General features: G+C 41.6%; 27 protein-coding genes. 17 read left to right on the forward strand and 10 right to left on the reverse strand.

Going from position 1 to position 26782, the window contains the following annotated elements; genetic code table 11:
* Positions 1-142: 142 nt before the first annotated feature.
* Positions 143-613: a YkyB family protein gene (locus tag AC3EBE_RS13640; protein WP_488595586.1), complete on the reverse strand. Its 471-nt coding sequence runs from the start codon at positions 611-613 to the stop codon at positions 143-145.
* A 105-nt stretch (positions 614-718) separates the two neighbouring features.
* Positions 719-1216: a L,D-transpeptidase family protein gene (locus tag AC3EBE_RS13645; RefSeq protein WP_488595587.1), complete on the reverse strand. Its 498-nt coding sequence runs from the start codon at positions 1214-1216 to the stop codon at positions 719-721.
* 216 nt (positions 1217-1432) lie between these two features.
* On the opposite strand from AC3EBE_RS13645, the gene AC3EBE_RS13650 reads away from it, so the two are divergent.
* Positions 1433-3547 carry a sensor domain-containing protein gene (locus tag AC3EBE_RS13650; protein ID WP_488595588.1) on the forward strand — a complete coding sequence of 705 codons (2115 nt, stop codon included), beginning with the start codon at positions 1433-1435 and terminating at the stop codon, positions 3545-3547.
* Positions 3548-3553: 6 nt separating this feature from the next.
* On the opposite strand, the gene AC3EBE_RS13655 is transcribed toward AC3EBE_RS13650, so the two are convergent.
* Positions 3554-4435 carry a metallophosphoesterase gene (locus AC3EBE_RS13655; RefSeq protein ID WP_488595589.1) on the reverse strand — a complete coding sequence of 294 codons (882 nt, stop codon included), beginning with the start codon at positions 4433-4435 and terminating at the stop codon, positions 3554-3556.
* Positions 4436-4671: 236 nt separating this feature from the next.
* Here AC3EBE_RS13655 and AC3EBE_RS13660 point away from each other — a divergent pair, with 236 nt between their 5' ends.
* On the forward strand, positions 4672-4890 hold the full coding sequence (locus AC3EBE_RS13660) for a hypothetical protein (protein WP_488595590.1): 219 nt from the start codon (positions 4672-4674) through the stop codon (positions 4888-4890).
* Positions 4891-4961: 71 nt separating this feature from the next.
* On the opposite strand, the gene AC3EBE_RS13665 is transcribed toward AC3EBE_RS13660, so the two are convergent.
* The gene (locus AC3EBE_RS13665; RefSeq protein WP_488595591.1) at positions 4962-5747 is read right to left on the reverse strand and encodes a C39 family peptidase; all 786 of its coding nucleotides are present in this window, start codon (positions 5745-5747) and stop codon (positions 4962-4964) included.
* 212 nt (positions 5748-5959) lie between these two features.
* Here AC3EBE_RS13665 and AC3EBE_RS13670 point away from each other — a divergent pair, with 212 nt between their 5' ends.
* From AC3EBE_RS13670 to AC3EBE_RS13685, 4 genes are all read left to right on the forward strand, one after another.
* The gene (locus tag AC3EBE_RS13670; protein WP_488595592.1) at positions 5960-7177 is read left to right on the forward strand and encodes an EAL domain-containing protein; all 1218 of its coding nucleotides are present in this window, start codon (positions 5960-5962) and stop codon (positions 7175-7177) included.
* A 72-nt stretch (positions 7178-7249) separates the two neighbouring features.
* On the forward strand, positions 7250-7492 hold the full coding sequence (locus AC3EBE_RS13675; RefSeq protein WP_488595593.1) for a hypothetical protein: 243 nt from the start codon (positions 7250-7252) through the stop codon (positions 7490-7492).
* 250 nt (positions 7493-7742) lie between these two features.
* Positions 7743-8429, forward strand: coding sequence for a DUF3993 domain-containing protein (locus tag AC3EBE_RS13680; protein WP_488595594.1), 687 nt, complete (start codon positions 7743-7745; stop codon positions 8427-8429).
* Positions 8430-8877: 448 nt separating this feature from the next.
* Positions 8878-9192 (forward strand): YrdB family protein, encoded by a 315-nt coding sequence (locus tag AC3EBE_RS13685; RefSeq protein ID WP_488595595.1) that lies wholly within the window; start codon positions 8878-8880, stop codon positions 9190-9192.
* Between the two features lie 233 nt (positions 9193-9425).
* Here the strand turns inward: AC3EBE_RS13685 and AC3EBE_RS13690 are convergent, their stop codons facing one another.
* Entirely contained in the window at positions 9426-9665 is a 240-nt protein-coding gene (locus AC3EBE_RS13690; RefSeq protein ID WP_488595596.1) for a glutaredoxin family protein, read from the reverse strand.
* 15 nt (positions 9666-9680) lie between these two features.
* Positions 9681-10628 carry an MBL fold metallo-hydrolase gene (locus AC3EBE_RS13695; RefSeq protein WP_488595597.1) on the reverse strand — a complete coding sequence of 316 codons (948 nt, stop codon included), beginning with the start codon at positions 10626-10628 and terminating at the stop codon, positions 9681-9683.
* A gap of 184 nt (positions 10629-10812) precedes the next feature.
* Here AC3EBE_RS13695 and AC3EBE_RS13700 point away from each other — a divergent pair, with 184 nt between their 5' ends.
* The 10 genes from AC3EBE_RS13700 to AC3EBE_RS13745 all read left to right on the forward strand — a co-directional run bounded on the left by AC3EBE_RS13700 (position 10813) and on the right by AC3EBE_RS13745 (position 22272).
* On the forward strand, positions 10813-11052 hold the full coding sequence (locus tag AC3EBE_RS13700) for a YkuJ family protein (protein WP_488595598.1): 240 nt from the start codon (positions 10813-10815) through the stop codon (positions 11050-11052).
* Between the two features lie 217 nt (positions 11053-11269).
* Positions 11270-11716 carry a cyclic-di-AMP-binding protein CbpB gene (gene cbpB, locus AC3EBE_RS13705; protein WP_488595599.1) on the forward strand — a complete coding sequence of 149 codons (447 nt, stop codon included), beginning with the start codon at positions 11270-11272 and terminating at the stop codon, positions 11714-11716.
* 149 nt (positions 11717-11865) lie between these two features.
* The gene (locus AC3EBE_RS13710; RefSeq protein ID WP_488595600.1) at positions 11866-13377 is read left to right on the forward strand and encodes an MDR family MFS transporter; all 1512 of its coding nucleotides are present in this window, start codon (positions 11866-11868) and stop codon (positions 13375-13377) included.
* 87 nt (positions 13378-13464) lie between these two features.
* Complete coding sequence (gene ccpC, locus AC3EBE_RS13715) at positions 13465-14352, forward strand: transcriptional regulator CcpC (RefSeq protein ID WP_488595601.1); 888 nt, start codon at positions 13465-13467, stop codon at positions 14350-14352.
* 81 nt (positions 14353-14433) lie between these two features.
* Positions 14434-15144, forward strand: coding sequence for a 2,3,4,5-tetrahydropyridine-2,6-dicarboxylate N-acetyltransferase (gene dapD, locus AC3EBE_RS13720; RefSeq protein WP_488595602.1), 711 nt, complete (start codon positions 14434-14436; stop codon positions 15142-15144).
* A gap of 91 nt (positions 15145-15235) precedes the next feature.
* The gene (locus AC3EBE_RS13725; protein ID WP_488595603.1) at positions 15236-16363 is read left to right on the forward strand and encodes an N-acetyldiaminopimelate deacetylase; all 1128 of its coding nucleotides are present in this window, start codon (positions 15236-15238) and stop codon (positions 16361-16363) included.
* Positions 16364-16840: 477 nt separating this feature from the next.
* The gene (locus AC3EBE_RS13730; RefSeq protein ID WP_488595604.1) at positions 16841-17296 is read left to right on the forward strand and encodes a TlpA family protein disulfide reductase; all 456 of its coding nucleotides are present in this window, start codon (positions 16841-16843) and stop codon (positions 17294-17296) included.
* A gap of 254 nt (positions 17297-17550) precedes the next feature.
* Positions 17551-19305 carry an ABC transporter ATP-binding protein gene (locus AC3EBE_RS13735; protein ID WP_488595605.1) on the forward strand — a complete coding sequence of 585 codons (1755 nt, stop codon included), beginning with the start codon at positions 17551-17553 and terminating at the stop codon, positions 19303-19305.
* Between the two features lie 31 nt (positions 19306-19336).
* The gene (locus AC3EBE_RS13740; RefSeq protein ID WP_488595606.1) at positions 19337-21154 is read left to right on the forward strand and encodes an ABC transporter ATP-binding protein; all 1818 of its coding nucleotides are present in this window, start codon (positions 19337-19339) and stop codon (positions 21152-21154) included.
* Positions 21155-21342: 188 nt separating this feature from the next.
* Complete coding sequence (locus AC3EBE_RS13745; RefSeq protein WP_488595607.1) at positions 21343-22272, forward strand: DUF4349 domain-containing protein; 930 nt, start codon at positions 21343-21345, stop codon at positions 22270-22272.
* A gap of 90 nt (positions 22273-22362) precedes the next feature.
* Here the strand turns inward: AC3EBE_RS13745 and rnjA are convergent, their stop codons facing one another.
* Both rnjA and AC3EBE_RS13755 read right to left on the reverse strand, forming a co-directional pair.
* Positions 22363-24030, reverse strand: coding sequence for a ribonuclease J1 (rnjA, locus tag AC3EBE_RS13750; protein WP_488595608.1), 1668 nt, complete (start codon positions 24028-24030; stop codon positions 22363-22365).
* 3 nt (positions 24031-24033) lie between these two features.
* Positions 24034-24246 (reverse strand): DNA-dependent RNA polymerase subunit epsilon, encoded by a 213-nt coding sequence (locus AC3EBE_RS13755; RefSeq protein WP_488595609.1) that lies wholly within the window; start codon positions 24244-24246, stop codon positions 24034-24036.
* Positions 24247-24924: 678 nt separating this feature from the next.
* On the opposite strand from AC3EBE_RS13755, the gene AC3EBE_RS13760 reads away from it, so the two are divergent.
* Positions 24925-25695 carry a Cof-type HAD-IIB family hydrolase gene (locus tag AC3EBE_RS13760; RefSeq protein WP_488595610.1) on the forward strand — a complete coding sequence of 257 codons (771 nt, stop codon included), beginning with the start codon at positions 24925-24927 and terminating at the stop codon, positions 25693-25695.
* A gap of 47 nt (positions 25696-25742) precedes the next feature.
* Here the strand turns inward: AC3EBE_RS13760 and def are convergent, their stop codons facing one another.
* Positions 25743-26297 carry a peptide deformylase gene (gene def, locus AC3EBE_RS13765; RefSeq protein WP_488595611.1) on the reverse strand — a complete coding sequence of 185 codons (555 nt, stop codon included), beginning with the start codon at positions 26295-26297 and terminating at the stop codon, positions 25743-25745.
* 120 nt (positions 26298-26417) lie between these two features.
* Positions 26418-26540 carry a YjcZ family sporulation protein gene (locus AC3EBE_RS13770; RefSeq protein WP_488595612.1) on the reverse strand — a complete coding sequence of 41 codons (123 nt, stop codon included), beginning with the start codon at positions 26538-26540 and terminating at the stop codon, positions 26418-26420.
* Positions 26541-26782: the final 242 nt, after the last annotated feature.

Consider the following 26782-nt stretch of genomic DNA (forward strand, 5'->3'; position numbering starts at 1 on the left):
CAGGACTCTGACTGGGCTTTCTCGAATTGCCAGGCACGATGGAATTCCTTAGTTTCTTCGGAAGAGTCTGCAATCAACTGGAGTTAAAATAACATTGGTTTACAAAGCAAAAAAAAAGAAAGCTGTTTCAGCAGCTTTCTTGTTATGGATACCGTTCACCAAGCTTTTTGAAGACTGGTTTTGCATATTGCTTTGTTCGCCCCGCTCCCACTGGCTCCTGGGTCTCTTTTAATCCTGTATAGGCTGACAATAATTTTTTTGCGTTGTTGAGGGAGATGGATGCCTTTGGATTTCTGACAGACTGATCAAGCTTGCCAAGATGGGGAAGCTGCTCAAAATCTATTTTGGTTGGCGGGATGTGGAAGGTGTATTCACCGCATTCGACCAGGACATCAGATTGCTGCTGGCTGTTCCGCGGGTTATTTGAGAAATGCAATCCGGTTTTTTTTGCTTTCCCCTCCTTAAGCATCTTTTTAATCGCATCATGTTTTAACTGATATAAATATTTAGGGTTTGGAGCAGTCTTGGCGTGTCGGTTCACAGTGAAGATCGCTTGTGAGAGGTTCTCGATCGTTGGACGGAGTTGGGGAGAATTGTTTCTTTCATTATTCAATGGAATAGGCTCCTTTCTTTCAATTACAGTTCTAGCATAATTATATTATACCCTTTATTGGCTGAATTGAAAAATAGAAGCCTGCCAATTTCCATACTGCGAATTCTAGTAACTGATTATCACTCTCGTTCCGTTGGGTACCTGCCTTGCCAGGTCCAGTACATCTTGATTATGCATCCTGACACAGCCCTTTGATACCTGTTTGCCAATTGAGGATGGATTGTTGGTGCCGTGAATGCCGTACCCCAGTTTTGACAGAGATAGCCACATAACACCATAAGGACCGCCGGGGTTTGGCTCTCTGTTGACTATGACAAACTCGCCAACTGGTGTTCGAGTCAGCATTTTTCCTATACCTACAGGATAGCTTTTTATCAGCTGTCCTGACCGGTACAACGCCAGGCGTTTGTTATTCAGGGAAATGGAAATTGAATAGGGTATGGTATTTGGATCCCTCAATCCAGGGATGGTTATCCGCTGTCCTGGAAAGATAAGTGCCGGATTTGTGATACCCGGATTAGCCAAAAGTATTTCCCTTAGGCTTCTCCTGTAATTGGCCGCAATGAGAGCAAGGGTTTCACCGGGCTTAACAATATGCTGCATACCTATCTCCTCCTCTATTCAAAGACTATGCTTTTAAAAAAAGCAACATTCCATGGATTGCATCCCAACTTTTGAAGTCCATGTCAGATTTTAGCGAAAAATTTAAAATATTGGAAAAATATTGTCGTTTTTCTGAAAAATTCAAGTTAAAATGGATATATAAGATTTTATGTATTTTTTCACAGGGGATAGCACTCCTGAAATGAGGATGGTTTAATGAATCAGACTAAGCAAGCACGAACTACATATAGAAGGGCGAAGCCTGCCTCCAGGTATATTGAGAAGATGATTTCAGATATCATTTTTACTCATGTAAAAGACCTTGTGTTCATAATGAAGGTAGAGGAAGATGATCAGTTCCGTTATCTTTTTGCCAATGAGAACGCACTTCTTCATGCCGGGATGAAAGCAAAGGATGTAGGAAAGACAATGGACGAGGTTTTGCCGAGCCACCGTGCAATTGCCTTGAAAAAGCAATATTTGAACGCTGTCCGGACTGGAGAAGAGGTTGTTTTTTATGATGAAGTAGAGCTCGGTGATCAGGAGCATTTACTTGGGGAGACTCTATTGACTCCTATCAATGGGGAAAATGGACAGATACAGTTTGTGGCTGCGGTAACAAGGGACATGACCGCTAATTTTAAGGAGAAGCTAAGGCTGATGGAAAGCGAACAAAGATATCGGTCATTAGTCGACCATAATCTGGATGCTGTATTTTCTATTGATCTTAAGGGGAAAATCCTTGATGTCAACCCAGCTGCACAGTCATTGACAGGCTATACGGTCAGACAATTAAAGACGAGGAAGATTTTCAGTTTGTTATGTGAATCGGATATTCCAGCCTTTCAAGCGATTATTGAAGAAACGAAGATCGGGAATGCTATGGAATCAATCGATTGCCGATTCATGCACCGCAAGGGCCAGTATTTAACGATCCATCTAAAAACCATACCGATTGTCATAGATAGTGAAATTAAAGGAATGTATATCATTCTTCGGGATTTGTCAGATCAAGCAAAGAGTACGGAATTAATTAAATATATGGCATTCCATGATCAGCTTACAGGTCTGCGGAACAGGCGTGCACTCCTTGACCAGCTCGATGCACTGGTCAAGGACAAGAAAAGGACAAGCTATCAATTCGCGCTCCTGTTCATTGATATTGACCGGTTTAAATACCTGAACGACACATTGGGACATATTGTTGGAGATCAGATTTTGAAGCAGGTTGCCGACCGGCTTATCGATATCCAAAAGGATCATTGTACTGTTTACAGACAGGGCGGAGATGAATTTATCATTGTCCTCGAGGATACAAGCAGGCTAAAAGCAGGACAGTTTGCGCAGAAGGTGCTTTCCCGCTTCACCGAATCCTTTTATTTTAATTCGCAGGAATACTATATTACTCCCAGTATTGGAATCAGCCTTTTCCCGAATGACGGCAAGGATGCAGAGACCTTGATTAAAAGTGCTGACGAAGCACTATACAGTGTTAAGGAAAAAGGCAAGGCTCATTATCAATTTTACAGGGCTGAAATGCATTCAGCCGGAATTAACGTAATCGCGCTGGAAGCTCACTTGCGTAAGGCAATTGAACGTGGCGAATTGGAATTATACTATCAGCCGCAAGTGAATTTATTTACAAATGAAATTACCAGCTTTGAAGCGTTGCTTCGTTGGAATAGCAAGGAACTGGGCTTCATTTCGCCAGCTGAATTCATCCCGCTTGCCGAGGACACCGGCCTGATCATTCCGATTGGCAACTGGGTGATTGACAGGGCGTGCATGCAAATCAAGGAATGGGGAGAAAAGTCAGGAAAGCCAATTAGAATTGCGGTCAATATATCCCCTAAGCAATTCATGCAGCTTGATCTGGTAAGGATCATCAGGAAAGCGATTGAGGATTATCAGATAGAACCATCGCTGCTCGAAATTGAAATAACTGAAGGTGCCATGCAGGATACCAAGGAAACAATCCCGCTTTTGAAAAAATTAAAGGAATTGGGCATCACCGTTTCGATCGACGATTTCGGAACCGGCTATTCTTCCCTAAGCTATCTGAAGCAATTTCCGATCGATGTACTGAAAATTGATCAGAGCTTTGTCAGGGACATCAAATCGGATGACAAAGACGCTGCCATCATCACAACCATTATCCACCTGGGCAAAAGTCTAGGCATGGAGGTAGTGGCTGAAGGGGTAGAAGATGAAAGCCAGGCTGAATTCCTGAAATCAGTAGATTGTGAAAAAGCACAGGGATTCCTTTTCGCTAAGCCATTAAAAGCTTTTGAAGCGGAAGGTAAATATATATTGAGTGATAAAAGCAGCTAATAAAATTTAGCTGCTTGTTTTTTTACTATAAAGAGTGAAAAGTGCAAGTTCTGGCTGCGATAGGAATCTGAATGGCAAACGGGTCGTACCAAGTCCGCGATTTACATATAAGGTCACTTCTCTTTCGCTTCCAATCTGGTAAAAGCCTTCTACATATTTCTCTGCGAATGGGGGTGTTACCAGAGGACCGTAAAATGGGATTTGAATTTGCCCTCCATGGCTATGTCCGCTTAACTGCAGGTCAATCGGATAGAGTGCTGCTTCATCAGCTTTATCTGGAGCATGTGATAAAAGGATAGTGAAAGTGTTTTGAGGTATTTTTTCAACAGCTGCGGATATATCAGGTTTTCCCAGCATAGCATCATCAATACCAGCAATTGCGATGCTGCTGCCATCAAGCAGTCCGATTTGTTCAGATGTATTCAGTAAAAGCCTGAAACCTGATTGTTCCATAATACTTTTGTATAGATCTGAACCATATCCTCCATGGTCATGGTTGCCATAGACTGCGAATTTTCCTAGTGGAGCATCCAGCTTGCTTAGCATGGCAATAATTGGTGTTGGATCTCCGTAATGACGGGGGTCATCCAATAGATCACCTGTAAAAAAAATGAGGTCAGGCTGCATATCGTTTATCTTGCTAATCAGTTTCTCAAGCTGCTCAGCCCTGTATTGGAAGCCGAGATGAGTATCGCTGATCTGGATGATTTTTGTGCCGTTAAATCCAGCGGGTAAATGGTGATTTTTGATTTTATGACGAGTTATGTCCAGCATGCGGGGCTCAATTTCACCCGCATAGAAGTAGCCCCCTGCACTTGTGCCTGCCACAGCCAGGAGACTGCCGATGGTCCTCTTAATAAAAGTCCTCCGAGTCATTTTTTCAGACATGAAATTACCAGCCCTATCTCCAAATTATCTCTACTATACTAGCAAACAACCAGTGAAAATAGAAGTACCATTTTAGGGAATCAAGCTTCAAGTCCTTTATTGAAGGGTTTTCAAATTTTGACAGCAGGGAAGAGAAAGGGAATACAGAAAAAGCTTTATCCCGAAATCGCGTTAAGCGGATAACGGATAGCAGGGATTGGTTGAATGGATGAGATCTGGAAGCAGAGGTGAATGACATGGATTATGAAGAGAAAAGAATGGAGATGATTTTCATACCAGCAAAAAATGGCTATATTAAAGTTTTTATCTACGGCTTTTCAAACCTTGGAACATGGGGAAAGGCATTTGCGGAATTTAATGGGATTTCCGTAGCAGCGACAGGCTTCAGCAAGAAGAGAACAATTGTCAGATCCATTGCCAAACTGCATGAATCCCTTCTAAATAAAGGCAAGTGAAATGATTAATATATTGATAAATACAGCAGTAAAGATAAGGCTGGTAAATACCAGCCTTATTTAGATATTTCTCATCGATAGCTGACAGCTCTTGATTGCATGGCCTTCCAGGTATTGATGAATTTTTGCTTGTTGACTGGAACCTGCTTTCTTCCGGACAGCGGATCATTTATATAGACTGTATTGCCGTTATAGCCTACAAGGACGACGGCGTGCAAGTCTAAAGGTGTTTTGATTGTCTGAGCACCATGTTTCCATGATTCCCAGCGATCTGGCAGGCGGTAATCCCCAGTTGTCCAAACGACGACCGGATAACCTGCTGATACATGAGCCAGGACCTCATTGAAATTTTTCCCGGTTAGGTTGACTGCCCGTCCCGGGAAATAGTTATTAATCAGGTCAATCATTGGTTTATCAAAAACCGCATAGCCTGCACGCCTTCCCGTCATGTCACCGACGAATCCCTCTGCCGGATTGCCCCAGCTCAAAATATCTCCCCTTGATCTTTTTAAGGGATCTGGATCTTTTTCTATCTCCTTAAAAAGTTTCATCTTAGTTGTATTGGCGCCTCCATACTGGAGCACCATGGCCAGACTGGTTACTTCACAGCCGTATTTTAATTCAGGATTCTGCCTTATTAATGGCACGTTCAACATGATCTTGCTTTTTGGCACTGGCTGCTGTCTGGTTTGCTGATTCATACTAAATTCCAGGGTTTTCGCTGTTTTATCTTGAAATTCAAGAATAGCTGGCGGGTTTTCAGCATTTGATTCTGTCTTTACATCCTGTACGGCGGGCGAGCCGTGGCTGCATCCAAGCAATGGAAGAAGAATGCCGATGAAATGCAACGTTTTCATGTCATCATCCTTCCATAAGCTCTTGTTTTAGTGTTGGCCTGGGGTCCGCTTTTATTAGTTGAGGAAATTGGAAACAGTGAAACTGAGGGAATAAAACATAATGTGGTAAAATGATTCATATCTCAATAATGAATAACCATTCTTATTTGCGATTTTATGATCATTCGCTGGGCTCGTTAAGTTTTTGCGTGCCGGTGAGAGGGGTTGAACACGTGGACGCGCTTGATATTTTGACTGACCTGGAAAATGTGGTGCCTTTTTTTCAGCCGATATTTAATGCCGAAGAACATAGGATTGTCGGGTATGAAATCCTGGGAAGATATCAGGGAAGTGATGGTACAATAAGTCTGGGCCCTTTTTTTCAGGATGAAACGATTCCGGAAGAATATCGTATTGAGGTCGACAATACCGTGCTCAGCAAGGCTTTGGAGATTGCATCAGCTTTGGAGGAAAAAGATTTCCTTTGGTTTGTGAACCGGGATGCAGAGCTGCTCCTACTGGATCAAGGTGAGCAATTTTTACAGCTTATCCTTGGTTTTCAAGAAAAAGGAATCAATCCCGAGCAAATCGTCCTTGAAATCTCATACCGAAACGAAGGGAAATCGGACAGCCATATCGATCATTTGTTGAGCTATTATAAATCTTTCGGCATTAAAATTGCGATTGATAAGGTTGGCAATGAAAGCAGTCAGCTGGACTCCATCGCAGAACTTGAGCCGGAAATTTTAAAGGTCGATATGACTTCCATGAGGTCCAGTGCCTCCGGTTCATCATTTTTGGATGTGCTGCATTCATTTGCCATACTTGCGCGAAAGATCGGAGCAACTTTATTGTTTGAAAATATAGAAGCAAGCTATCAGCTGCAATTTGCCTGGAAAAATGGCGGCAGGTTTTATCAGGGATATTATCTGCAAAAACCACAGCAAACCCTTGCTGACAAAAATATCCTTAAAGATAAATTAAAGGAACAGATCCATGGCTTTATTCTGTCTGAAAAGAAGCGCCTACAGTCTTTTTTTGATTTAAGAAGCGAGCTTAATTCGATGTTTCTTGATCTGATCAGCCGAAATAAGAAAGCACAAAATAATAGTGAGCTGTTGATGGTGCTTGGAAAAAGCCTGGAAGGTAAGGCCTTCAGGATGTACATATGCGATGAAGATGGCTTTCAAAAGTCACCGAATGTTTACAATGCTGACCGGCAATGGCTGCTGCAGCCAGAATATTTGAATAAAAACTGGAGCTGGAGACCATATTTTCTTGAGAACATCATAAGAATGAGAACGGGAAAAAAAGGGATATTATCAGACCGTTACAGTGATATAGAAACCGGTGAAGTAATCCGTACATTTTCCCTTCCGCTAAACGAGAAGGAGTTCTTGTTTGTTGATTTAAGCTCGGCTTATCTTTCGGAAAAAGAAGGGTTATTTTAACAATAAGAACCGAGAATATAGATGCTTATTTAGCGCAATTTATATATATAGCCTTCTCAAAGGGGGATTAACATGAGCATCTATATGACAATGCTGCTTTTAGCGGGCGCGGGAGTTCTCGTTTTCGGACTGTTTTATACATGGTCTTTAACGAAAGCGCAGAAAAGAGCTGGCGGAAATCTTGATACCCAGGTTCCTGGGGCTGTTCAGGGGCATGCCTATATCCGCAACCCTGTTTTTTTGACATATATCATTGTGCTTTCAATTGCATTGTTGTTCGTAATTTACTTTGCAGTAACAACAGGAAGATATTAACATCAACCTCCGTCCCGGGGGTTTTTTTAATTTGGTCAGATGACTTTCCAATTCTTCACGAAGGAATAAAGAACTATTTTCCATACAATATTTTTTCTTTTGCGTTAGTTCGATTTTTTTAGGGGTAAATTCACTATAAGAAAGATGTTTTATGTCATATCTTGATGGTATTTTACGAACGAATCACGTCATGCCCTGGGGAAAATCTTGGTAAAATGGTACTTACATTCCTAAAAAAGGGGGAGGAAAAATGGACAAGCGTTTATGGCCATTATTTTTAATTTTTTCTTTGTTCGTTTGGATGCAGCCTTTAAATACATATGCCCAAAGTGACTCTTTGGACAGGGCTGATGTGTTTGAGTTTCTTGGTGAGGCATTCGAGGCACAGGTTAGCCTTAGTGACCAGGAAAGATCAATGCCTGAAATTGAAGAGATCCTCGATCCTTATTTTACAGATGAATACAAATCGATGTTTATAAATGAAAATGTTGTTGGGCAGGAAAACCAATACCAGACTTATGGCAGTGATTTCGCACCTTATTATATACCGTTTTATGGTTTCTCCGATAAAACAAAAGTCGTTAATCTGGATAACGAAATTTACGTGATTGAATATTTCCCTGGGAATGGGGAAGGGCCGGTAAGCTATGAAAATCATTATGAAGCGCTTAAGCTGATTAATGAAAATGGGAGCTGGAAGGTGTCCGAATATCTTTATGACGACATACCGAAGGAAGTCATAACAAAAGCATACCCTGAAAAAGTAAAGGAACAGGAAGTCTCAAAAGAAAGTGTCATTACAAAAAGTAAACCGGAAGAAAAGCTTTTTCCCCAGACACTTGTTTTTGGCCCGAATTTCTCTTCCCTGAGGTCATTCATGGAGTTCGGAGTGATGTTCGGAAATGAAAGCAAAACACTTTTATTTGGCTTTTTATAAATGGCCCAGCAGATAAGCAAAAATGAGGTATCCCTTATGGTAAGCAGTTCCGTTTCAGTGGAGGAACATACGAATTAGCATACTGATTAGTAGGCCAAATCAAATATGATTTGGTCTCTTCTTTTTCCCTTATATAACAACTATTATTGGATATTTCCATTTGAAATAGCATGCATCTCAACCCAAATTACATAATGACAACAGCTATTGTCAACGTGCTAATGATTATGTTAATTTGCAAGCTATTTGCTATGGTGATTATCATAAACCAAGTTGGTAATTGTAATTTTATGTTAAATTAAAATGGAGATTGTAAAATAGTTTTCTTAAACTGCCCTCTAGTTTTCTAAAGGACAAGAATCAAATATCCTTTTTTCGTGAGTAGCTAAAATAACGGACTATAGAACAAAATTTATCTGGTTTTTAGTGATGAAGGGAAGAAAAAAGAATGACTCTCTTAATAATGGCAATTAGATTTGTTTGTGAAATACTAGCTCTCATCATATTTGGCTTCTGGGGTTTCCGTTATGGCAACATTATTGGAGCTATTGGAGTTCCCATAGTGGTGGCGGTTATTTGGGCACTACGGGGTTCGCCTGCAGCCCCTTACCAACTTGAAGGGGTTTATAAGCTCTTCTTGGAGTCAGCCATATTTTTGCTAGCGAGCTATGTACTGTTTAGCTTGGGACATAACTACTTAGCATTAGTGTTTTGTATTGTAGCTTTAGGAACATCTCCAATTATTCGTTATATGAATATATAAGTGTTTAGGTGATGGGATTTGCTTTAAGAGGAATTGACTTATGTAACAAACACTTATTTTACAAACGGGGCTTTAGTTGAAGAAGACAATATGAAAACATAACGCTTGGATATTAAAATCCAAGCGTTATTGTTTGTTATTTGAACTGTTATTTATGGTGCTAAATATACTATGTTTTAGTATATTATTTCACCTGTTTTTTTACTTATGGGACGCCTCTTTTTGCTGTGGAGCTAATCTTGAATTTCCAGGACCTGCTTCAATTTCTCCAGGTCAAAACCAGTCACAATTTCTTTGCCGACTATGATCGTTGGAGTGGAGTATGAACCATAAACCTCTGTCAATTCTCTCCTGCTCAGGTCATCTGTATTGATGTTCTTCTCAGTGTAGGCAATGCCATAGTCGTCGAGGAACATTTTGATGATCTTGCAAGGCGGGCAATCATTTTGGGTATAGACAATGATGTCATTCATTATAGTGGATCCTCCCTAATTTTTGCTGAAATAATCAACCAAGCCCATGGCGCTGACATTAACATCCAGCTGCAGCAATTCATTGATTGGATGGTCTTCTCTCAATCCACGTTCAGTCAAGTAGGACCTGACTCTGCTGTATAGTCTGCCGGTCAAAACCTGTGTCTGCTCTGCAGCCCCCATGACTGTAGAAACAACTTGTCTAGCTTCATCAAGGAATATCTCAAGCCAGCTCTCTACCTTGCTGAACGCTTCAGCTGGATTCTCTGACATGCTATAGTGGCCAAAAAAGATTCTCTCAATTCCGAGCTTTTTATATAGAGCAATCGATTGCAGCATTTTATCAGGATCAAATTGGTTTGGAGAAGTGGTAGGAAGGTAAAACTCAATTCCTTCCCTTGCAATTTGCGGGTAGTATATGCCTGCAGTATCACCTGAGAAAATGCCATTAGCTGCTGGATGATAAATGCTGAAATGATGGTTTGCATGGCCGGGTGTATCAAAGAACGTCAAGGTGACCTTTTCACTCAATTTTAGTGTATCCCCATTATTTTTAACAAGGAGCCGTTCTTCAGGCACTTCAATAATCGGGTGGAAAAGTTCATCGAATTTTTCACCGTATACAGCCTTGGCACCAAGAATGAGCCTTGATGGATTAGCCAAATGCCTAGCCCCCTTAGGGTGGACAAAAACCTTTGCATTAGGGCAATGAGTCAGCAAAAGCCCTGCCCCGCCTGCGTGGTCAAGGTGTATATGTGTAACAATTATGTATGTGACTTCTTCCGGATTGACCTGCAGATCTTTCAAACCTTCCAGAATATAAGGAACAGAAGGACTCGCCGAGGTTTCAATTATGGCGATCTGTTCTTCCAGCAATACGTACGTCCCAGTACGTTCAGGCATACTGAGATCATGATCATCAATTAAATAGATATTTTCGGTCAGCTGCACAGTTTTTTTCAAAAAAACCCTCCCTTTCGCAAAGCTTTTACTTGTACATCGTCTTACAATATTTTATTCTGTTAATATTGACATGTAAAGAATAAGGTATAGAATATTCTGAAATCATTTTACATGGATATAAATAAGGCAATTGAGAAACCTATTGTTAGATAATTGGTTTTCGCTTTGAAAGGAGAGGAAGCAAATGTCACAGCTTCAAGGAATCATCACTCGTTTGAAGAACCTGCAAGAGCAGTCTAACGGGGGAGAGCCTGCACAACGTTTTTTTGAAGTGAACGGAGAACGTAGATGCCAGGTTACATACCACCCAAAAACGGAAACATTTGAATTGGAAATATATAATGAAAAAGAAAAACCTAAGAAGTATCAGTTCGACAACATCGATATGATTACTATCGAGATTTTTGATTTAATCCAACAATAATTTTCTTCATAAAAGCTGGAGATATCACAAGAAGGGACCTTTAAATGAAAGGTTCCTTTATTGTTTTTATGAAAAAAATTTGGAGTACTTTTCTTATGGCACCAAAAGGAAGCATTTTGATAAATCATTTGACCAATGTATAAACTAAATAAAAGCAACGGTAGCCGAAATATGTTAAAATGAAATGGTAAGAAATCCATTTTAGGGAGTTTTCGCCATGATTAGTCTTCACAGCGGAGAGTTTTTGGAATTGAATATTAAAGATTTAATGATCCCCTCTGAACGAGTTGCCCATGTGCAAATTGGCAATAGCCTGGAGCACGCTCTGCTGGTTTTGACCAAGAGCGGGTACACTGCGATTCCTGTTTTGGATCCTCATTACCGTCTTCTAGGTTTAATCAGTACACCCATCATAATGGATTCAATCCTCGGCCTTGAGCGAATCGAATTCGAACAGCTTGAAAAGAAACGAGTAGAAGAGGCCATGAATAAGAAAATACCTAGAATTAGCATCCACTCAACATTGCAGTCCTCATTAGAGCTTCTTGTTGACCATCCTTTTCTTTGTATTGAAGATGAAACAGGCATTTTTGAAGGGATCCTGACAAGGCGGACGGTTTTACAGCACGTTTCAAAACAGATAAAAAGGAATCTGAAAAAGTAAATGCTTTTTAAGGCAGCTCCCGTCCGCCAGCGGGGGCTGAATTTTTTTGCTGGATTTTTTGTCCTCAAGGCAAGCATCCTAATAAGATTTCCGCATTGCATAAAATATGGGAATTTACATAATTAACTAAGCTATTATGAGGTGGACAAATGGGACAGGCAGTAAATATGCAAAAACCAAAAAAACGGGAAACGAAACGCCCGTATGTGTTAGTGACCGTCATGCTTGCCATGTTCATGGGTGCGATAGAGGGAACAATCATTTCTACTGCGATGCCTGCGATCGTGGGAGAGCTTGGCGGATTTGCGCTGTATAGCTGGGTTTTCTCTTCCTACCTATTGATGAATGCAGTAACGGTTCTGATTTATGGAAAGCTTTCGGACTTGTTTGGCAGGAAACCAATCCTGACATTTGGAATCGTAATATTCCTGATTGGCTCGATTCTTTGCGGGCTGGCAGAAACGATGGAAATGCTGATACTTTTCCGTTTCATCCAGGGATTCGGTGCTGGAGCTGTAGCTCCGATTGCCACAACAATTGTCGGCGATATTTATACGAAGGAAGAAAGAGCAAAAATCCAGGGTTATTTATCCAGTGTATGGGGCATATCGGCAATTACCGGTCCAGCATTAGGAGGGCTGTTAGTTGAGTATGTAAGCTGGCGGTCAGTATTCTGGATCAATGTTCCGCTAGGCATACTTGCCATCGCTGGTTTATGGCTGTTCCTCCATGAGAATGTCGTTAAGGAAAAGCATAAAATTGATTATCCAGGAGCCATCCTGCTTACTGCTGCTATCAGTTCCTTGATGATCGTGCTGGTCGAAGCTGGTACAAATTGGGCCTGGACCTCCTATAAAACGATAGGTCTGATCATTATTAGTGTGTTTGCTTTTCTCCTGTTTATTTTCCAGGAGAAAAAGGCGGAAGAGCCAATGATGCCTTTTAATATTTGGAGAGAACGTTCCATATTCATAGCCAATATGACCTCTCTGACAACTGGAGTCATGCTGATAGGCATTTCCAGCTTTCTTCCTGCCTTTGTACAGGGAGTCATGGAAAGATCGCCAATTGTTGCCGGGTTTACTTTGACGTCGATGTCGATTGGATGGCCGATTGCTGCGGCTGTAGCAGGAAGACTGCTATTGAATATTGGCTATAGAGCGACTTCGGTGGCTGGGGGTGTTGCCCTCATCCTTGGAAGTATCATGTTCGTTACCCTGACGCCAGAGCTTGGACCCGTCTGGGCAGCAGTTGGATCCTTTTTAGTCGGAGTAGGGATGGGGCTGACAAGCACGGCATTCATAGTCTCGATTCAGAGTACTGTTGGATGGCAGCAAAGAGGTATAGCAACAGCTGCAAATATGTTCATGAGGAATCTGGGAAATACGGTAGGGGCTGCTTTGCTTGGCGGGATCCTGAATAGCAGTATTATCAGTTACATGGCAAAAAACGGCGGTACGGAAAGCAATCTATCGATAGATACAGCGAATGTCCTTTTAAATGAGGAAGAACGGATGAAGCTGCCTGCTGAATTAAAGCTGCTCATGCAGGACGCTTTGACATCAGCCCTTCATTCAGTGTATTTCTGGGTAATGATTTTTGCCGTTATAAGTATGCTTTTCATCATATTCCTTCCGAAACAAGAAAAAACTGCGGAATAAATTCGCAGTTTTTTTACGATATATTTATAATGATTCGGAATGATTTTTGCTTTATAATATAAGGAAAACTTATGAAGAGGGAAATAGATGTCTTCAATTTCAGAATTCCACCTGCTTTCTGTGCTTGCACAGGAAATGAATATGAGGAAGGCTGCCGAGCGGCTTTTTGTTTCTCAGCCTGCGCTCTCACAGCGGCTCCAGACCATTGAGAAGGATTGGGGAGCAAAACTTTTCCTGAGGTCGCAAAAGGGTCTCACCCTGACTCCCGCTGGTGAGGTAGTGATCCAATTTGTGAATGAAACGATTGCCCGTGAGGAGAAAGCCAGGGAATCAATCCATGCATTAAATTCAGAGGTGTATGGAACGCTTAAAATAGCAGTTGCATCAATTGTTGGCCAGAATTGGCTTCCCCAGGTACTGAAAAAATATGTGAACCGGTACCCTCAGGCAAAAATCTCGCTGGTGACCGGCTGGAGCAGCGAGATTTCAAGAGCGTTATACGAAGACCAGGTACACATTGGGATTATCAGGGGGACACCAGACTGGAAGGGTGTAAAAATTCATTTATTCAAGGATAATCTGTACCTTGTTGATACAGAAATTACAAGCCCTGAACAGGTACTGGATACGGACAGGCCTTTTATCCAATTCAAAAGTGATTCGAACTACTATCAGGAAATCCAGGATTGGTGGCTAAGACAATTCCAGACTCCCCCGCGCCGGACGATCATCGTTGACCAGATTGAGACCTGCAAACAGATGACCTTCAATGGGATTGGGTATGCAATCCTGCCGGCGATTACATTGAATGGGGCAGAAAAGGATATATTCAAGGTGCCTTTGCAGGATGAGCACAACGAGCCCTTGGGTCGGGATACATGGCTTCTTGGCTACGAATCTGCCTTCCAATTAAAGCAGGTTCAGGCTTTCATCGATATCGTCAAGGAACATATTGTAGATTCCACCCAGATCTAAAATAGTTTTTCTTGTTTTCGATACTTTTGTTTGTTAAAGTAATTTTTAGAAAAAAGTTATACATAACTGGAGGTAACTAGAATGAAAATGATGGATGCTAACGAAATTATTTCGTTTATTCAAAATAGCAAAAAAGCAACACCGGTAAAGGTTTATGTGAAGGGTGACCTTGAGGGAATCGACTTTGGTTCCAACTCTAAAACTTTCATCAGCGGCAACACAGGGGTTATTTTTGGCGAGTGGGCTGAAATCAATCCTGCAATTGAAGCAAACCAGGCGAAAATTGAAGACTATGTTATTGAAAACGACCGCAGGAATTCTGCAATCCCGCTGCTCGATATGAAAAATATCAAAGCCCGCATTGAGCCAGGAGCGATTATCAGGGATCAGGTTGAAATTGGCGACAACGCAGTCATTATGATGGGTGCTTCCATCAATATCGGTGCTGTGATTGGCGAAGGAACAATGATCGACATGAACGTAGTCCTTGGCGGCCGTGCAACTGTCGGAAAGAACTGCCATATTGGAGCAGGTTCCGTGCTTGCAGGGGTTATAGAACCACCTTCTGCAAAGCCTGTTATCGTAGAAGATGATGTCGTGATTGGTGCCAACGCTGTTGTTCTCGAAGGCGTTACAGTTGGTAAGGGTGCAGTAGTTGCAGCAGGAGCAATTGTTATTGACGACGTTCCTCCTTATACAGTAGTTGCAGGTACACCAGCACGTGTCATCAAGGAAATTGATGAAAAAACAAAATCAAAGACTGAAATCAAGCAGGAGCTTCGCCAGCTGTAAAAACTATCTGGATTGCAGCAGAGATTTTTATTAGCAGAGGTAAAAGCGTGGATAGTGGATCCACGCTTTTCTTTATAAGGAGAGAGGGTTAATGGAGCAAGAAGTCCTAATCAAAATCAGAAGGGATTTGCACAAGATTCCTGAGCTAGGCTTCAAGGAATTCAAAACACAGGAGTACCTTTTGAATTACTTAAAGCAGCTGTCCGGTGAGCGGCTCGTTATCAAGACTTGGGAAACAGGCATATTCGTGAAAATAAGCGGAAAGAATCCAAAGAAAACAATTGGGTATCGGGCAGATATAGATGGTCTGCCGATAACAGAAGCTACTGGGCTCGATTTCCAATCGCTTCATGAAGGCAGGATGCATGCCTGTGGCCATGACTTCCATATGACTATTGCGCTCGGTTTGATTACTCATTTCATCGAGAATCCAATCGAAGACAATCTTCTATTCATTTTCCAGCCTGCAGAAGAGGGACCTGGCGGAGCTGAACCGATGCTCCAGACAGAAATCATGCATGAGTGGAAGCCTGATATGATCATTGCTCTGCATATTGCACCAGAATATCCGGTGGGAACGATTGCTACCAGAGAAGGCTTGCTGTTCGCCAACACCTCTGAACTCTTCATCGATCTGGAGGGAAAGGGAGGCCATGCAGCTTACCCTCATAATACAAATGATATGATTGTGGCCGCTTGTGCGCTCGTCACCCAGCTTCAGTCAATCGTGGCGAGGAATATTGACCCTCTTGACAGCGCAGTGGTCACGGTCGGAAAAATTACCGGCGGAACAGTCCAGAATATTATAGCCGAAACTGCAAGGATAGAGGGCACGATCAGGACGCTCTCAGTTGAATCTATGGCAAAGGTAAAAGAACGGATTGAAGCGCTAGTAAAGGGAATTGAAGTCGGCTATCAATGTAAGACCGCAATCGATTATGGGGCGATGTACCATCAGGTGTACAATAATGAAGAGCTGACAAGAGAATTTATCGATTTTGCAAATACAAATGAAAATGTTGATTTGTTAGTCTGCAGGGAAGCCATGACTGGAGAAGACTTCGGCTATATGCTGAAGGAAATCCCGGGATTCATGTTTTGGCTGGGGGTAAACTCAGGATATGGGCTCCATCATGCAAAGCTGAACCCTGATGAAAAAGCAATTGGAACCGCTATAGATGTATTGTCCGGTTATATTGAATATAAAAGCCGCCAGTAACTTTTTTATTACGAATAAAATGTTTTTATGTTTTGTCCGACTGATATAAAAATGCTAAACTAAAATTAAGAATGTTTAGACCCAATCATCCTCAATACTTTTCGTTATTTAACGATGGGATGGCCAGAACATTCCCACTTGATCAGTTTGATAATTTAAAAGACCTGACATCAGTTAGGTCTTTTTTTATCAAGGCTCTTATATAGGTGAATAGTTATTTTTAAACCCTGTTGATTGTAGTGCAAGGCGCGTAGACTCCTGCGGGCGCAGCTGGACAGGTGAGACCCCGCAGGAGCAAAGCGACGAGGAGGCTCAGCGCCAGCCCCGCGGAAAGCGAAGCGCCCGAAATGAAAATTAACAGCCTTGTTTAAAGATAGACTTTATCAAAATTCTGATTCCAGCAGATTAAACAGCGTATACTGGGTGTTTAATATTCTGATATATATATGAAAACATTAATAGCGGGGTGGTTTTTTTATGAAATTGCGACAGCCCATGCCAGAAATTACTGGTGCAACAGAATGGCTTAACGGTGAAGTATTAAAAGAACAGCTGGCTGGAGAAAAGCCAACACTGATTCATTTTTGGTCGATAAGCTGCCATCTCTGTAAACAAGCAATGCCCCAGGTGAATGAGTTACGGGATAATTATAAAGACAGGCTGAACGTGATAGCAGTCCATATGCCTAGATCTGATAAAGACCTTAATATGGAGGAAATCAAAAATGCAGCTATTGAGCATGATATCACCCAGCCTATCTTCATTGACGGTGAGCATAAATTAACGGACGCGTTTGAAAACCAATATGTCCCCGCTTACTATTTATTTGATAAGGAAGGCAAGCTCCGTCATTTCCAGGCAGGCGGGAGCGGCATGAAAATGATTGAAAAGCGAGTGATTCGAGTTTTGGATGAAATGGATATCACAGAATGAATTTTTTCAGGACCGGATGAAACCGGTCCTTTTTGTGTGCTTTTGCCATATCGTGATTTATTAATCATTTTCAGAAAGAAAACGCGTACACCTTTAGTATCGGGAAGTCCATCCGCAAAAAAGTAACTCCGCAAAAAAACTGATTATTTAAACTGGTGAAAAAAATAAAAAAATTCTCAAAAAGGTCTGGAAATATATTTCGAAACCCGATATATTATTGTATACGTGCTTTTCTTTTCCAAGGGGGGAATTGAATGGAAACATTTAAAAAATTGAAGGAATACTATTGGCCTTATAAAGGATATTTTTTATGGTCGATCTTCTTTATGCTGCTTGTAACAGCGATTACGGTCATATATCCCATGATCCTTCAGATGACAATCGATGATGCGGTGATAGGCGGCGATTATCAGCTTATACCACTGCTTGCAGCTGGCTTTATCGGCATTATGGCTGTAAAAGGCATTTGTACTTATATCTATCAATATACTGGTGACCTTTTCGGTATCTACTCTGTCTACAAGCTCAGAAATTCTCTATACGAAAAGCTTCAGTTCCTATCATTCCGTTATTATGACAATGCCAAGACAGGGGATTTGATGTCTAGGCTTACAGCAGATGTGGAAGGATTCCGTTTCTTTCTCAGTTTTGGCTTTTCCGAGCTGATCCGCTTTGTCCTGCTAATAGGCATAAGCTTTTCGGTAATGTTTTATTATTCAATTCCGCTGACTTTCATTACACTTGCTACCTTGCCATTCCTTGCTGTTGTAGTCTATAAATTCGATAAAGCCGTACATCCTGCGTTCAGGGGTATACGGAAATCGTTCGGCAAGCTGAATACCAAGGTGCAGGAGAATATCAGCGGAATAAACACTGTAAAATCATTGTCTAGAGAGACTTTTGAAATTGGCAGGTTCAATGATTCAAATGGTGACTATAAGGACAAATACTTATTCACTTCTGAAATTTGGGCTAAATACTTTCCGCTGATGGAGTTTCTGGGGAATATAAGTGTCGTCCTGCTGCTTGGATATGGCGGTTACCTGGTAATGGATGGTCAATTGAAGCCAGGTGAACTGGTCGCATTCTACAGTCTTGTATGGTATATCATGTGGCCAATCATGAACCTCGGTTTTGTTGTTAATCTCTTTTCTCAATCGAAGGCATCCGGTGAACGGTTATTGGAAATCCTCGAGGCAAAAGAAGAAATAAAAGATCTGAAAGAAGCAGCTGATATTGCAAAGCTAGCTGGAGATGTCCAGTTCCAGAATGTTACGCTCAAGTATGGCGATGGCGATGATGATAATGAGGCTTTGTATGATATTTCCTTCAGGGCACGGCCAGGACAGACAATTGGCTTGATTGGTTCCACTGGTTCAGGCAAGACAAGTATCACACAGCTGATGACGAGATTTTATGAACCAGTCGAAGGAAAAATCAAGATTGACAGCCGTGATATCAAAGACTATACATTAAGCTCATTGCGCAGCAATATCGGGATTGTGCTGCAGGAATCATTTCTTTTTTCTTCATCAATCAAAGCGAATATCTCCTACGGAAAGCCAGACGCCACGATGGATGAAATCATCGATGCTGCAAAACGGGCCCAAGCGCATAACTTCATCATGGAGCTTCCCGATGGATACGATACAATTCTTGGTGAACGGGGAATGGGATTGTCAGGCGGGCAGAAACAAAGGATCGCGATTGCCAGGGCTATTTGTGTGAATCCTAGCATTCTGATCCTTGATGATGCCACAAGCGCGGTCGATATGGAGACGGAATTCAAAATCCAGAAAGCGCTGCTAGAAGTCATGAAAGGAAGAACCACTTTCATTATTGCCCATCGCATATCTTCCCTGAAGCACGCTGATGAAATACTTGTCCTTGATCATGGCAGAATAGCTGAACGAGGCACCCATGAGCAGCTATTGAAAAACGGCGGAGCATATCAAAAGATCTATGAGATCCAATTCAAGGACCGCCAGAAAGTCAGCCAAACGGGATAAAACAAATCCGAAGCGAACAGGAGGGAAGAATTTGAGCAAGAATACGAATCCACATGTGTTGAAGAGATTTCAATATTCTACTGACCAGGTAATCGATAAGCCCTTTAACTGGCAGCAGATGCTAAGGCTGTTCAGCTATCTTCTGCCTTACAATAAAACATTGGTGCCGCTATCGATTGCAATGGTGATGATCACGACTGCCGTCAGGCTGGTGATCCCGATTCTGATCGGGATCTATACACTTGACCGGGCAGTGAAAAATAAAGATGCCAATATGCTTCTCTGGCTGGTGGCACTGATTGCCGGACTGTATACGGCATCGTATATAGCAAATATTTTCAGGATCCGCTGGATGAACCAGTTGGGCCAGAATGTCATTTATGATTTGCGCAAGCATTTATTCACTCATGTACAGAATCTGTCGCATCGCTTTTTTGATCAGCGCTCAGCAGGCTCCATTCTTGTAAGAATCATGAATGATATTAATTCACTTCAGGAGCTCTTCACGAACGGTGTCATCAATTTGCTGATGGATATTGTCCTGCTGATCGGGATATTTATCATTCTATTTTCACTGAGCCCGCAATTGACAATGGCAATTATGATCATCCTGCCAATCATGTTCCTGATCTCAACTAAATTGAGGAAAAATATCAGGCGTTCCTGGCAGGATGTCCGTTTAAAGCAGTCGAAACTCAATTCCCACTTGAATGAAAGCATTCAGGGGATCAGGGTTACACAATCATACACACAGGAAAAAGAAAACATGGCTTTCTTTGATGGAATCAACCATGAAACCTTTGCTAGCTGGAAGTCCGCATCCCAGAAAAATGCCATGTTCAGGCCGCTGGTGGAACTGACTAATGCACTTGGGACTGCCGTACTGATTTGGTATGGTGCATCATTGATCCAGAATGGGACGATTTCCATTGGTGTTTTCGTATCCTTCGCTTTTTACCTGGGGATGTTCTGGGAACCAATTTCAAGACTGGGCCAGGTTTACAATCAATTATTGATGGGCATGGCCTCCTCTGAGCGTATATTTGAGTTTTTGGATGAGAAACCAATCGTATCTGAAGCAGAAAATCCGGTGGTGCTGGAGGACGTGAATGGTGCGATTGAATTTGAGAAGGTAGTATTTTCATATGATGATAAGCGGACCGCTCTTAAAGGAATCAATCTTGAGATCAAGGCTGGCCAGACTGTGGCGCTTGTAGGCCACACTGGGTCGGGGAAAACGACAATCGCCAATTTGATCAGCCGATTCTATGACCCTACATCAGGGAAAGTCATGGTCGATGGACATGATTTAAAATCGATTTCAATAGGCAGCCTGAGAAAACACATAAGTATCGTCCTTCAAGATACCTTTATTTTTTCCGGCACAATCTTCGATAACATCAGGTTTGGCAGGCCAGATGCAACGGATGAAGAGGTCAAAGCTGCAGCGACAGCTGTTGGAGCTTCTGATTTTATAAAGAAATTGCCCAATGGCTATCAGACTGAGGTAGAAGAGAGAGGGAATATCCTTTCCGTCGGCGAAAGGCAGCTGCTTTCTTTTGCAAGGGCGCTCTTGGCCAATCCGAAAATCCTCATCATGGATGAGGCAACAGCAAGCATAGATACAGAAACAGAAATGAAGATTCAGCAAGCACTGAAAACGCTCCTGAATGGACGGACCGCAATCATTATTGCCCACAGATTGTCGACCATCCGAGAGGCGGACCATATCTTTGTACTGGAAAATGGTCATATAATAGAGCGGGGAAATCATCAACAGCTGATGGACCTTGAAGGGGAGTACTACAACCTTGTTCAGGCGCAATTCAATATGCTGGATGCTGTATAAAAGCCTTCAATTTGAAGGCATTTTTTATGGCTAGTGAAAAAAAGTATTAGTTGTTAACTTCACGGAGTTATCCTGATTAAGATGCAGCACCTAATCTTTCGGACGCCCGCTTTTTATTTTCTACTTTGTAACATTTTTGAAATAAAACCGTCTGTTACATAAACCGGAAAATAAAGGGGTGCTTAATTGTGTCGAAAAAAATCCTGGCGGTCATTTTTTCATTCATCATCATTTTGGCTGGCTGCAGTGGGGGCATGTCGGATAAAAGTGATTCAAAGGCAGCAAGAGATGGAGATACATCCGAATCAATGGACAATACAGCGAAAGAAGAGCTGGCTCTTTCTGAAAGTGAACAGAATTCAAACACTGCTGACAAAGGCACGGACAAGACTACAGTGGACACTGTCCAACGAATGGTTATCTTTAATGCCGAAATGAATTTGAGGGTCAAAAATTTTGAGAAAGCCAGGAATGCACTGGAACAAAAAGCAAAAGGCTATAATGGGTATATCGTGCAGTCCAGCTCGAGCAGTTATGAAGATGGTCAGCAAAGCGGAATGATGACATTCCGGATTCCTCAGGAGCATTTTCAGGCATTTCTGAATGATGCAGAAGGATTGTCTGTCGAGGTTTATAACCGCCAGGTAACCGGGCAGGATGTGACAGAAGAATATGTGGATTTGGAATCGAGATTGCGGTCAAAGCGGGCCGTTGAAGCAAGACTGCTTGAATTTATGAAGAATGCCCAGAAAACAGAGGACTTATTAAAGATTTCTTCAGATCTTGCAAATGTACAGGAGGAAATCGAACAAATTGCAGGCAGGAAGAAGTTCCTTGAAAACCAGACAGCTTTTTCTACGGTGACGATAAATGTTGAAGAAAATCAAGTAACGGTCCCTAAGATTGATAATGAGAACTTGAACACATGGCAAAAAATTAAAAAGCAGTTTGCAGATAATATTAATATACTTTTATCTGCAGGTTCAGCGATCATTGTTTTCCTTGTCGGCAACCTGCCAATTTTGGCGATAGTGTCATTGATCGTTGCCGCTATCATTCTGATTGTCAGGAAATACGTGAAACGGACTGAAAATCAGGATATTGACTCAAATACTTAATCTATTATGGGTTGGGTGGGAGTTAAAGCATGAAAAAAATTGAAGCAGCAAAAAAGGCCAGGGCATTTGCCCTGGCCTTTTTTGCAAATATTAAACCTCCATGATGATCGGAAGGATCATTGGACGCCGTTTTGTTTTTTCATAAAGGAATGGAGCAAGAGTATCAGTGATTTCATTTTTAATTTCTGACCACTGAGTTGTCTTTCGTTCCATCACCTTATTCAAATGTTTGTTAATCAGGCTTTGAGCGTCATTGATTAGATCGCCGGACTCACGCATGTAGACGAAACCGCGTGAAATTAAATCAGGGCCAGCAGCAATCTTGAAATCCTTCATATTAATGCTGACCACAACGACTACAAGCCCTTCTTCTGAAAGGATTCTGCGGTCACGAAGGACGATATTGCCAATATCACCGACACCACTGCCGTCAATGTATACATTTCCAGAAGGGATTTTGCCTGCGACCTGAGCTTCATTGTCTCCAAGTGCCAATACTTCACCATTATCCATGATAAAGCAGTTTTCTTCAGGTACACCGCAATCATTCGCTAATTTAGAATGCATTTTCTGCATTCTGAACTCACCATGAATTGGCATGAAGTATTTTGGCTTTATCAAGCGGAGCATTAATTTTTGCTCCTCCTGGCCGCCGTGACCGGAAGTATGGATATCGTTCAGCGAGCCATGGATCACATCAGCGCCAGCACGGGAAAGCATATTGATCGTACGATTCACGCTAATAGTATTCCCAGGGATTGGCGAAGAAGAAAATACAACTGTATCTCCAGGCTGGATTTGAATTTGTCGGTGGGTGCCGTTAGCAATTCTTGATAATGCTGCCATAGGCTCACCCTGGCTTCCTGTACATAAAATAGTAACCTGATTGGCAGGGAGGCGGTTAATTTGCTGTGCATCGATAAATGTATCCTTTGGTGCAGTGATATAACCTAGTTCTTGTCCAATAGTGATGGCAGATTCCATGCTTCTTCCGAAGACTGCTACTTTTCTTCCGTTCATGACTGCGGCTTCAGTTACCTGCTGCAATCGATGGATGTTCGATGCGAAAGTGGCAAAGATAATCCGTCCGTCCACTTTCCTGAAAATATCCTGGATGCTTTCGCCTACTCGACGTTCTGACATTGTAAAATGAGGAACTTCAGCATTTGTGCTGTCGGACAGGAGGCAAAGCACACCTTCTTTTCCGATCTCCGCCATTTTTGTCAGGTTAGCTGGTTCACCGACCGGTGTGAAATCGAATTTGAAATCTCCGGTATGGACAATTTGCCCAGGTGGTGTTTTGACAACAACACCATATGAATCAGGAATACTATGGGTAGTCCTGAAGAAGGTGACTGAAGTCTTACGGAACTTAATGATGTCATCTTCCTTTATCTCAATCAGCTTTGCCTTGCGCAGCAGGCCGTGTTCTTCAAGCTTGTTCCTGATTAAGCCAAGCGCCAGTTTGCCGCCGTAAATCGGGATATTGATTTCCCTCAGCAAATAAGGGATACCGCCGATGTGGTCTTCATGGCCGTGCGTTATAAAAAGACCTCTGATTTTATCTTCATTTTTGACAAGGTATGAATAATCCGGAATGACATAATCAATTCCCAGCAGCTCATCCTCCGGGAATTTAATGCCCGCATCAATCAGGATGATTTCGTCCTGGAATTGCACGCCATACGTGTTTTTGCCGATTTCGCCAAGTCCACCAAGAGCGAATACGGCTGTTTGGTCATTTTTAACAAATTTCATAAATTATCCTAGCTCCAATACTTCAAAGTCTTCTTTTTGTTTCTCATATTCGTAATAATTACCCGCTACAGCCTCTACATACTCTACATTGTATTGACGGTCAGCTATTTGTTTGCGAACTTCTCTTTCAGATTCAGCTTCCACATATATAGTTTTTGTTTTTTCGCGAACCGGTACCTGCTTGTTTGACTCCTGGAAGTAAACTTTAAAAATCATGATCAATCTCTCTCCTTAATTAGTTTCACTATTTTCTATTTTATAAAAATTAACAATGCGTACATTGTTATTAATTATGGCACATTCATATCATTTGCTTTTTAAGGTTGAGGTAACGTACTCCGTGCTTTTTTCAGCCCTGCATTGCAAATGGAGTATGACTCAGCTTGTGAGACCCGCGATATTAGGAAAAGGGCCTTTATAGATTCCATTTTAAATTGCTGATAACATCTCTTTTTTTCCGCTATTAACCAATTTACAATAAGGAAGGAGCCCTTCGCAAGTTTGAAGGGCTCAAAAAATTTAAGCGATTGTTTTTTTACGAAGCAAATCTTTCCACTGTTTTAAGAGCTTCTTCCTTAGCTTCTTCAACATAGTGGATCATCTCCTTAGTTCTTATTTTAAACTATCCTTGTCCAAAGTAAAGTAAACAAGGAAAAGTTTAGAGAAGATTATTTCTTAAAATCCTATCTTTTTGTTTATATTATATGATGAAATAGCAAAATTTTTCATGGGTATTGTTGGAATTACATAAATTGTCATTAATTTGCCAAAGTTAAACCTGCGTTTTAATGTACAAGCACTGATTATTTTGATAGACTCCCTTGATATATACATATTGTTTGTATGATCAGTAAAAAGAAAACTTCAAAGAATGTTGCAACAAAGGAGATAAGTATGAGCAAAATTGTGTTTTTTGACATTGACGGAACATTGCTGGATCATGATAAAAACCTTCCTTCCTCTACTAAGGAAGCGATCAGCCTGCTAAAGGAAAATGGAATATTTGTTGCCATAGCCACAGGAAGGGCACCTTTCATGTTTGAAGGGCTGAGAAAGGAGCTTGATATTGATTCATTTGTCAGCTTCAATGGCCAGTATGTAGTTTTTGAAAACGAGCCTATTTACCAAAATCCATTGGATAGCAAGAAAATAGAGGAGCTTTATAAAAAAGCCCACGAAAAGGAACATCCAGTAGTGTTCATGAACCATATGACCATGAAGGCATCTGTCCAGCATCATGACTATATTGAAACAAGCCTTGGCACCCTGAAATTTGCTCACCCTGACCATGATGATAATTTCTATATGGGAAGGGAGCTGTATCAGAGCCTGCTTTTTTCTCCAGAAGGGGAAGAGGAGTATTATAGAGAGAATTATCCGGAGTTTACCTTTATTAGGTGGCATCCGTTTTCAGTGGATATATTGCCTGCTGGAGGCTCTAAAGCAGAAGGAATCAAGAAAATGATTGAACGTTTAGGTTTCAAAATTGAAGATGCCTATGCTTTTGGAGACGGTCTGAATGATTTTGAAATGCTGAAAGCTGTAGGAACTGGAGTTGCAATGGGCAATGCCGTCCCTGAATTGAAGGAGCATGCCAATCTTGTTACAAAAGATGTAGATGATGATGGAATCTGGCATGGCTTGAAGGAGCTCAAGCTAATCTGAAAAACTAATGCGGAAAATAAAAAGCCGAATCAGCGATGATTCGGCTTTTATCTTTCAACTGGCGCAGCATTTGGAATATCTGCAAATGGATCCTGTTTATTGATGTGGTCATAGAACATGATGCCGTTTAAATGATCGATTTCATGCTGGAATACAATTGCGGGAAGCCCTTTTAATCTTAGTTTGACTTCCTTTCCATCCAGGTCTGTTCCTTTTACTGTGATTCTCGCGTAGCGAGGGACATATCCAGGGATGGATTCATCTACAGAAAGGCATCCTTCACCTGCTGCCAGGTAGGAACGCTCAACAGAATGGCTGATGATCTTGGGATTGAACAGTGCGTAGCTGTAAAGATTATCTTTCTCGTCTGTTACATGGACAGCGATCATTCTTTTTGCAACATTAATTTGCGGTGCGGCAAGTCCGATACCGGGGCGAAGGCTGTATCTATTGGCAGTTTCGGGATCCTGGCTGTTCTTGACGTATTGTATCAAGCTTTCTAGAATTGCCTTATCTTCTTCTGACGGAGGCAATGAAACTTCTTCTGCTACCTTGCGGAGGACCGGGTGTCCATCACGCACTATGTCATCCATTGTCAACATATACTTCACCTCAGGCTGTTTACTATGTAATGTCCTAAGTCTAACAAAAGAACTGTAAAAAGTTAACTAGAAAAACTATAAAAAAGGGAAGCTGCTTATTGGGCACCTTCCCTGGGAACGTTAAAAGAATTTACTGCATGAGCAGCCTACGATAATGAGGAGTATGAACAAAACAACAATCAAGGCAAATCCTCTTCCGTAGCCATAACCCGGATATCCACATCCGTAACCGTAACCATACATATTAAAAAACCTCCTCTGATCTGTGTATCGCCAATCTTCTTCTGGCGATTTCTATAGCCTATGCATTTTTGCGGAAATGGTATAGGCTTGCGCCCAAGGCATATACTTGTGGGTAAAAGAATATACATATTCCAGGACAAGCATTTATCCAGGAAACTTTCTGTTTTTAATCAATTAAAAAAGCGTTGTGAGGAATTTGATTGATTTGAACATAGGGCTTTTCCTTTATTAACCGATGTTTA

This window comes from Mesobacillus sp., assembly GCF_057785455.1.

Bases quoted from the DNA above. Each gene is read 5' to 3' on its own strand.
- AC3EBE_RS13645 (WP_488595587.1), bottom strand. From the start codon at position 1,216: ATGCAGCATATTGTTAAGCCCGGTGAAACCCTTGCTCTCATTGCGGCC.
- AC3EBE_RS13650 (WP_488595588.1), top strand. From the start codon at position 1,433: ATGAATCAGACTAAGCAAGCACGAACTACATATAGAAGGGCGAAGCCT.
- AC3EBE_RS13655 (WP_488595589.1), bottom strand. From the start codon at position 4,435: ATGTCTGAAAAAATGACTCGGAGGACTTTTATTAAGAGGACCATCGGC.
- AC3EBE_RS13660 (WP_488595590.1), top strand. From the start codon at position 4,672: ATGGATTATGAAGAGAAAAGAATGGAGATGATTTTCATACCAGCAAAA.
- AC3EBE_RS13665 (WP_488595591.1), bottom strand. From the start codon at position 5,747: ATGAAAACGTTGCATTTCATCGGCATTCTTCTTCCATTGCTTGGATGC.
- AC3EBE_RS13675 (WP_488595593.1), top strand. From the start codon at position 7,250: ATGAGCATCTATATGACAATGCTGCTTTTAGCGGGCGCGGGAGTTCTC.
- AC3EBE_RS13680 (WP_488595594.1), top strand. From the start codon at position 7,743: ATGGACAAGCGTTTATGGCCATTATTTTTAATTTTTTCTTTGTTCGTT.
- AC3EBE_RS13685 (WP_488595595.1), top strand. From the start codon at position 8,878: ATGACTCTCTTAATAATGGCAATTAGATTTGTTTGTGAAATACTAGCT.
- AC3EBE_RS13690 (WP_488595596.1), bottom strand. From the start codon at position 9,665: ATGAATGACATCATTGTCTATACCCAAAATGATTGCCCGCCTTGCAAG.
- AC3EBE_RS13700 (WP_488595598.1), top strand. From the start codon at position 10,813: ATGTCACAGCTTCAAGGAATCATCACTCGTTTGAAGAACCTGCAAGAG.
- cbpB (WP_488595599.1), top strand. From the start codon at position 11,270: ATGATTAGTCTTCACAGCGGAGAGTTTTTGGAATTGAATATTAAAGAT.
- AC3EBE_RS13710 (WP_488595600.1), top strand. From the start codon at position 11,866: ATGGGACAGGCAGTAAATATGCAAAAACCAAAAAAACGGGAAACGAAA.
- ccpC (WP_488595601.1), top strand. From the start codon at position 13,465: ATGTCTTCAATTTCAGAATTCCACCTGCTTTCTGTGCTTGCACAGGAA.
- dapD (WP_488595602.1), top strand. From the start codon at position 14,434: ATGAAAATGATGGATGCTAACGAAATTATTTCGTTTATTCAAAATAGC.
- AC3EBE_RS13725 (WP_488595603.1), top strand. From the start codon at position 15,236: ATGGAGCAAGAAGTCCTAATCAAAATCAGAAGGGATTTGCACAAGATT.
- AC3EBE_RS13730 (WP_488595604.1), top strand. From the start codon at position 16,841: ATGAAATTGCGACAGCCCATGCCAGAAATTACTGGTGCAACAGAATGG.
- AC3EBE_RS13735 (WP_488595605.1), top strand. From the start codon at position 17,551: ATGGAAACATTTAAAAAATTGAAGGAATACTATTGGCCTTATAAAGGA.
- rnjA (WP_488595608.1), bottom strand. From the start codon at position 24,030: ATGAAATTTGTTAAAAATGACCAAACAGCCGTATTCGCTCTTGGTGGA.
- AC3EBE_RS13755 (WP_488595609.1), bottom strand. From the start codon at position 24,246: ATGATTTTTAAAGTTTACTTCCAGGAGTCAAACAAGCAGGTACCGGTT.
- AC3EBE_RS13760 (WP_488595610.1), top strand. From the start codon at position 24,925: ATGAGCAAAATTGTGTTTTTTGACATTGACGGAACATTGCTGGATCAT.
- def (WP_488595611.1), bottom strand. From the start codon at position 26,297: ATGTTGACAATGGATGACATAGTGCGTGATGGACACCCGGTCCTCCGC.
- AC3EBE_RS13770 (WP_488595612.1), bottom strand. From the start codon at position 26,540: ATGTATGGTTACGGTTACGGATGTGGATATCCGGGTTATGGCTACGGA.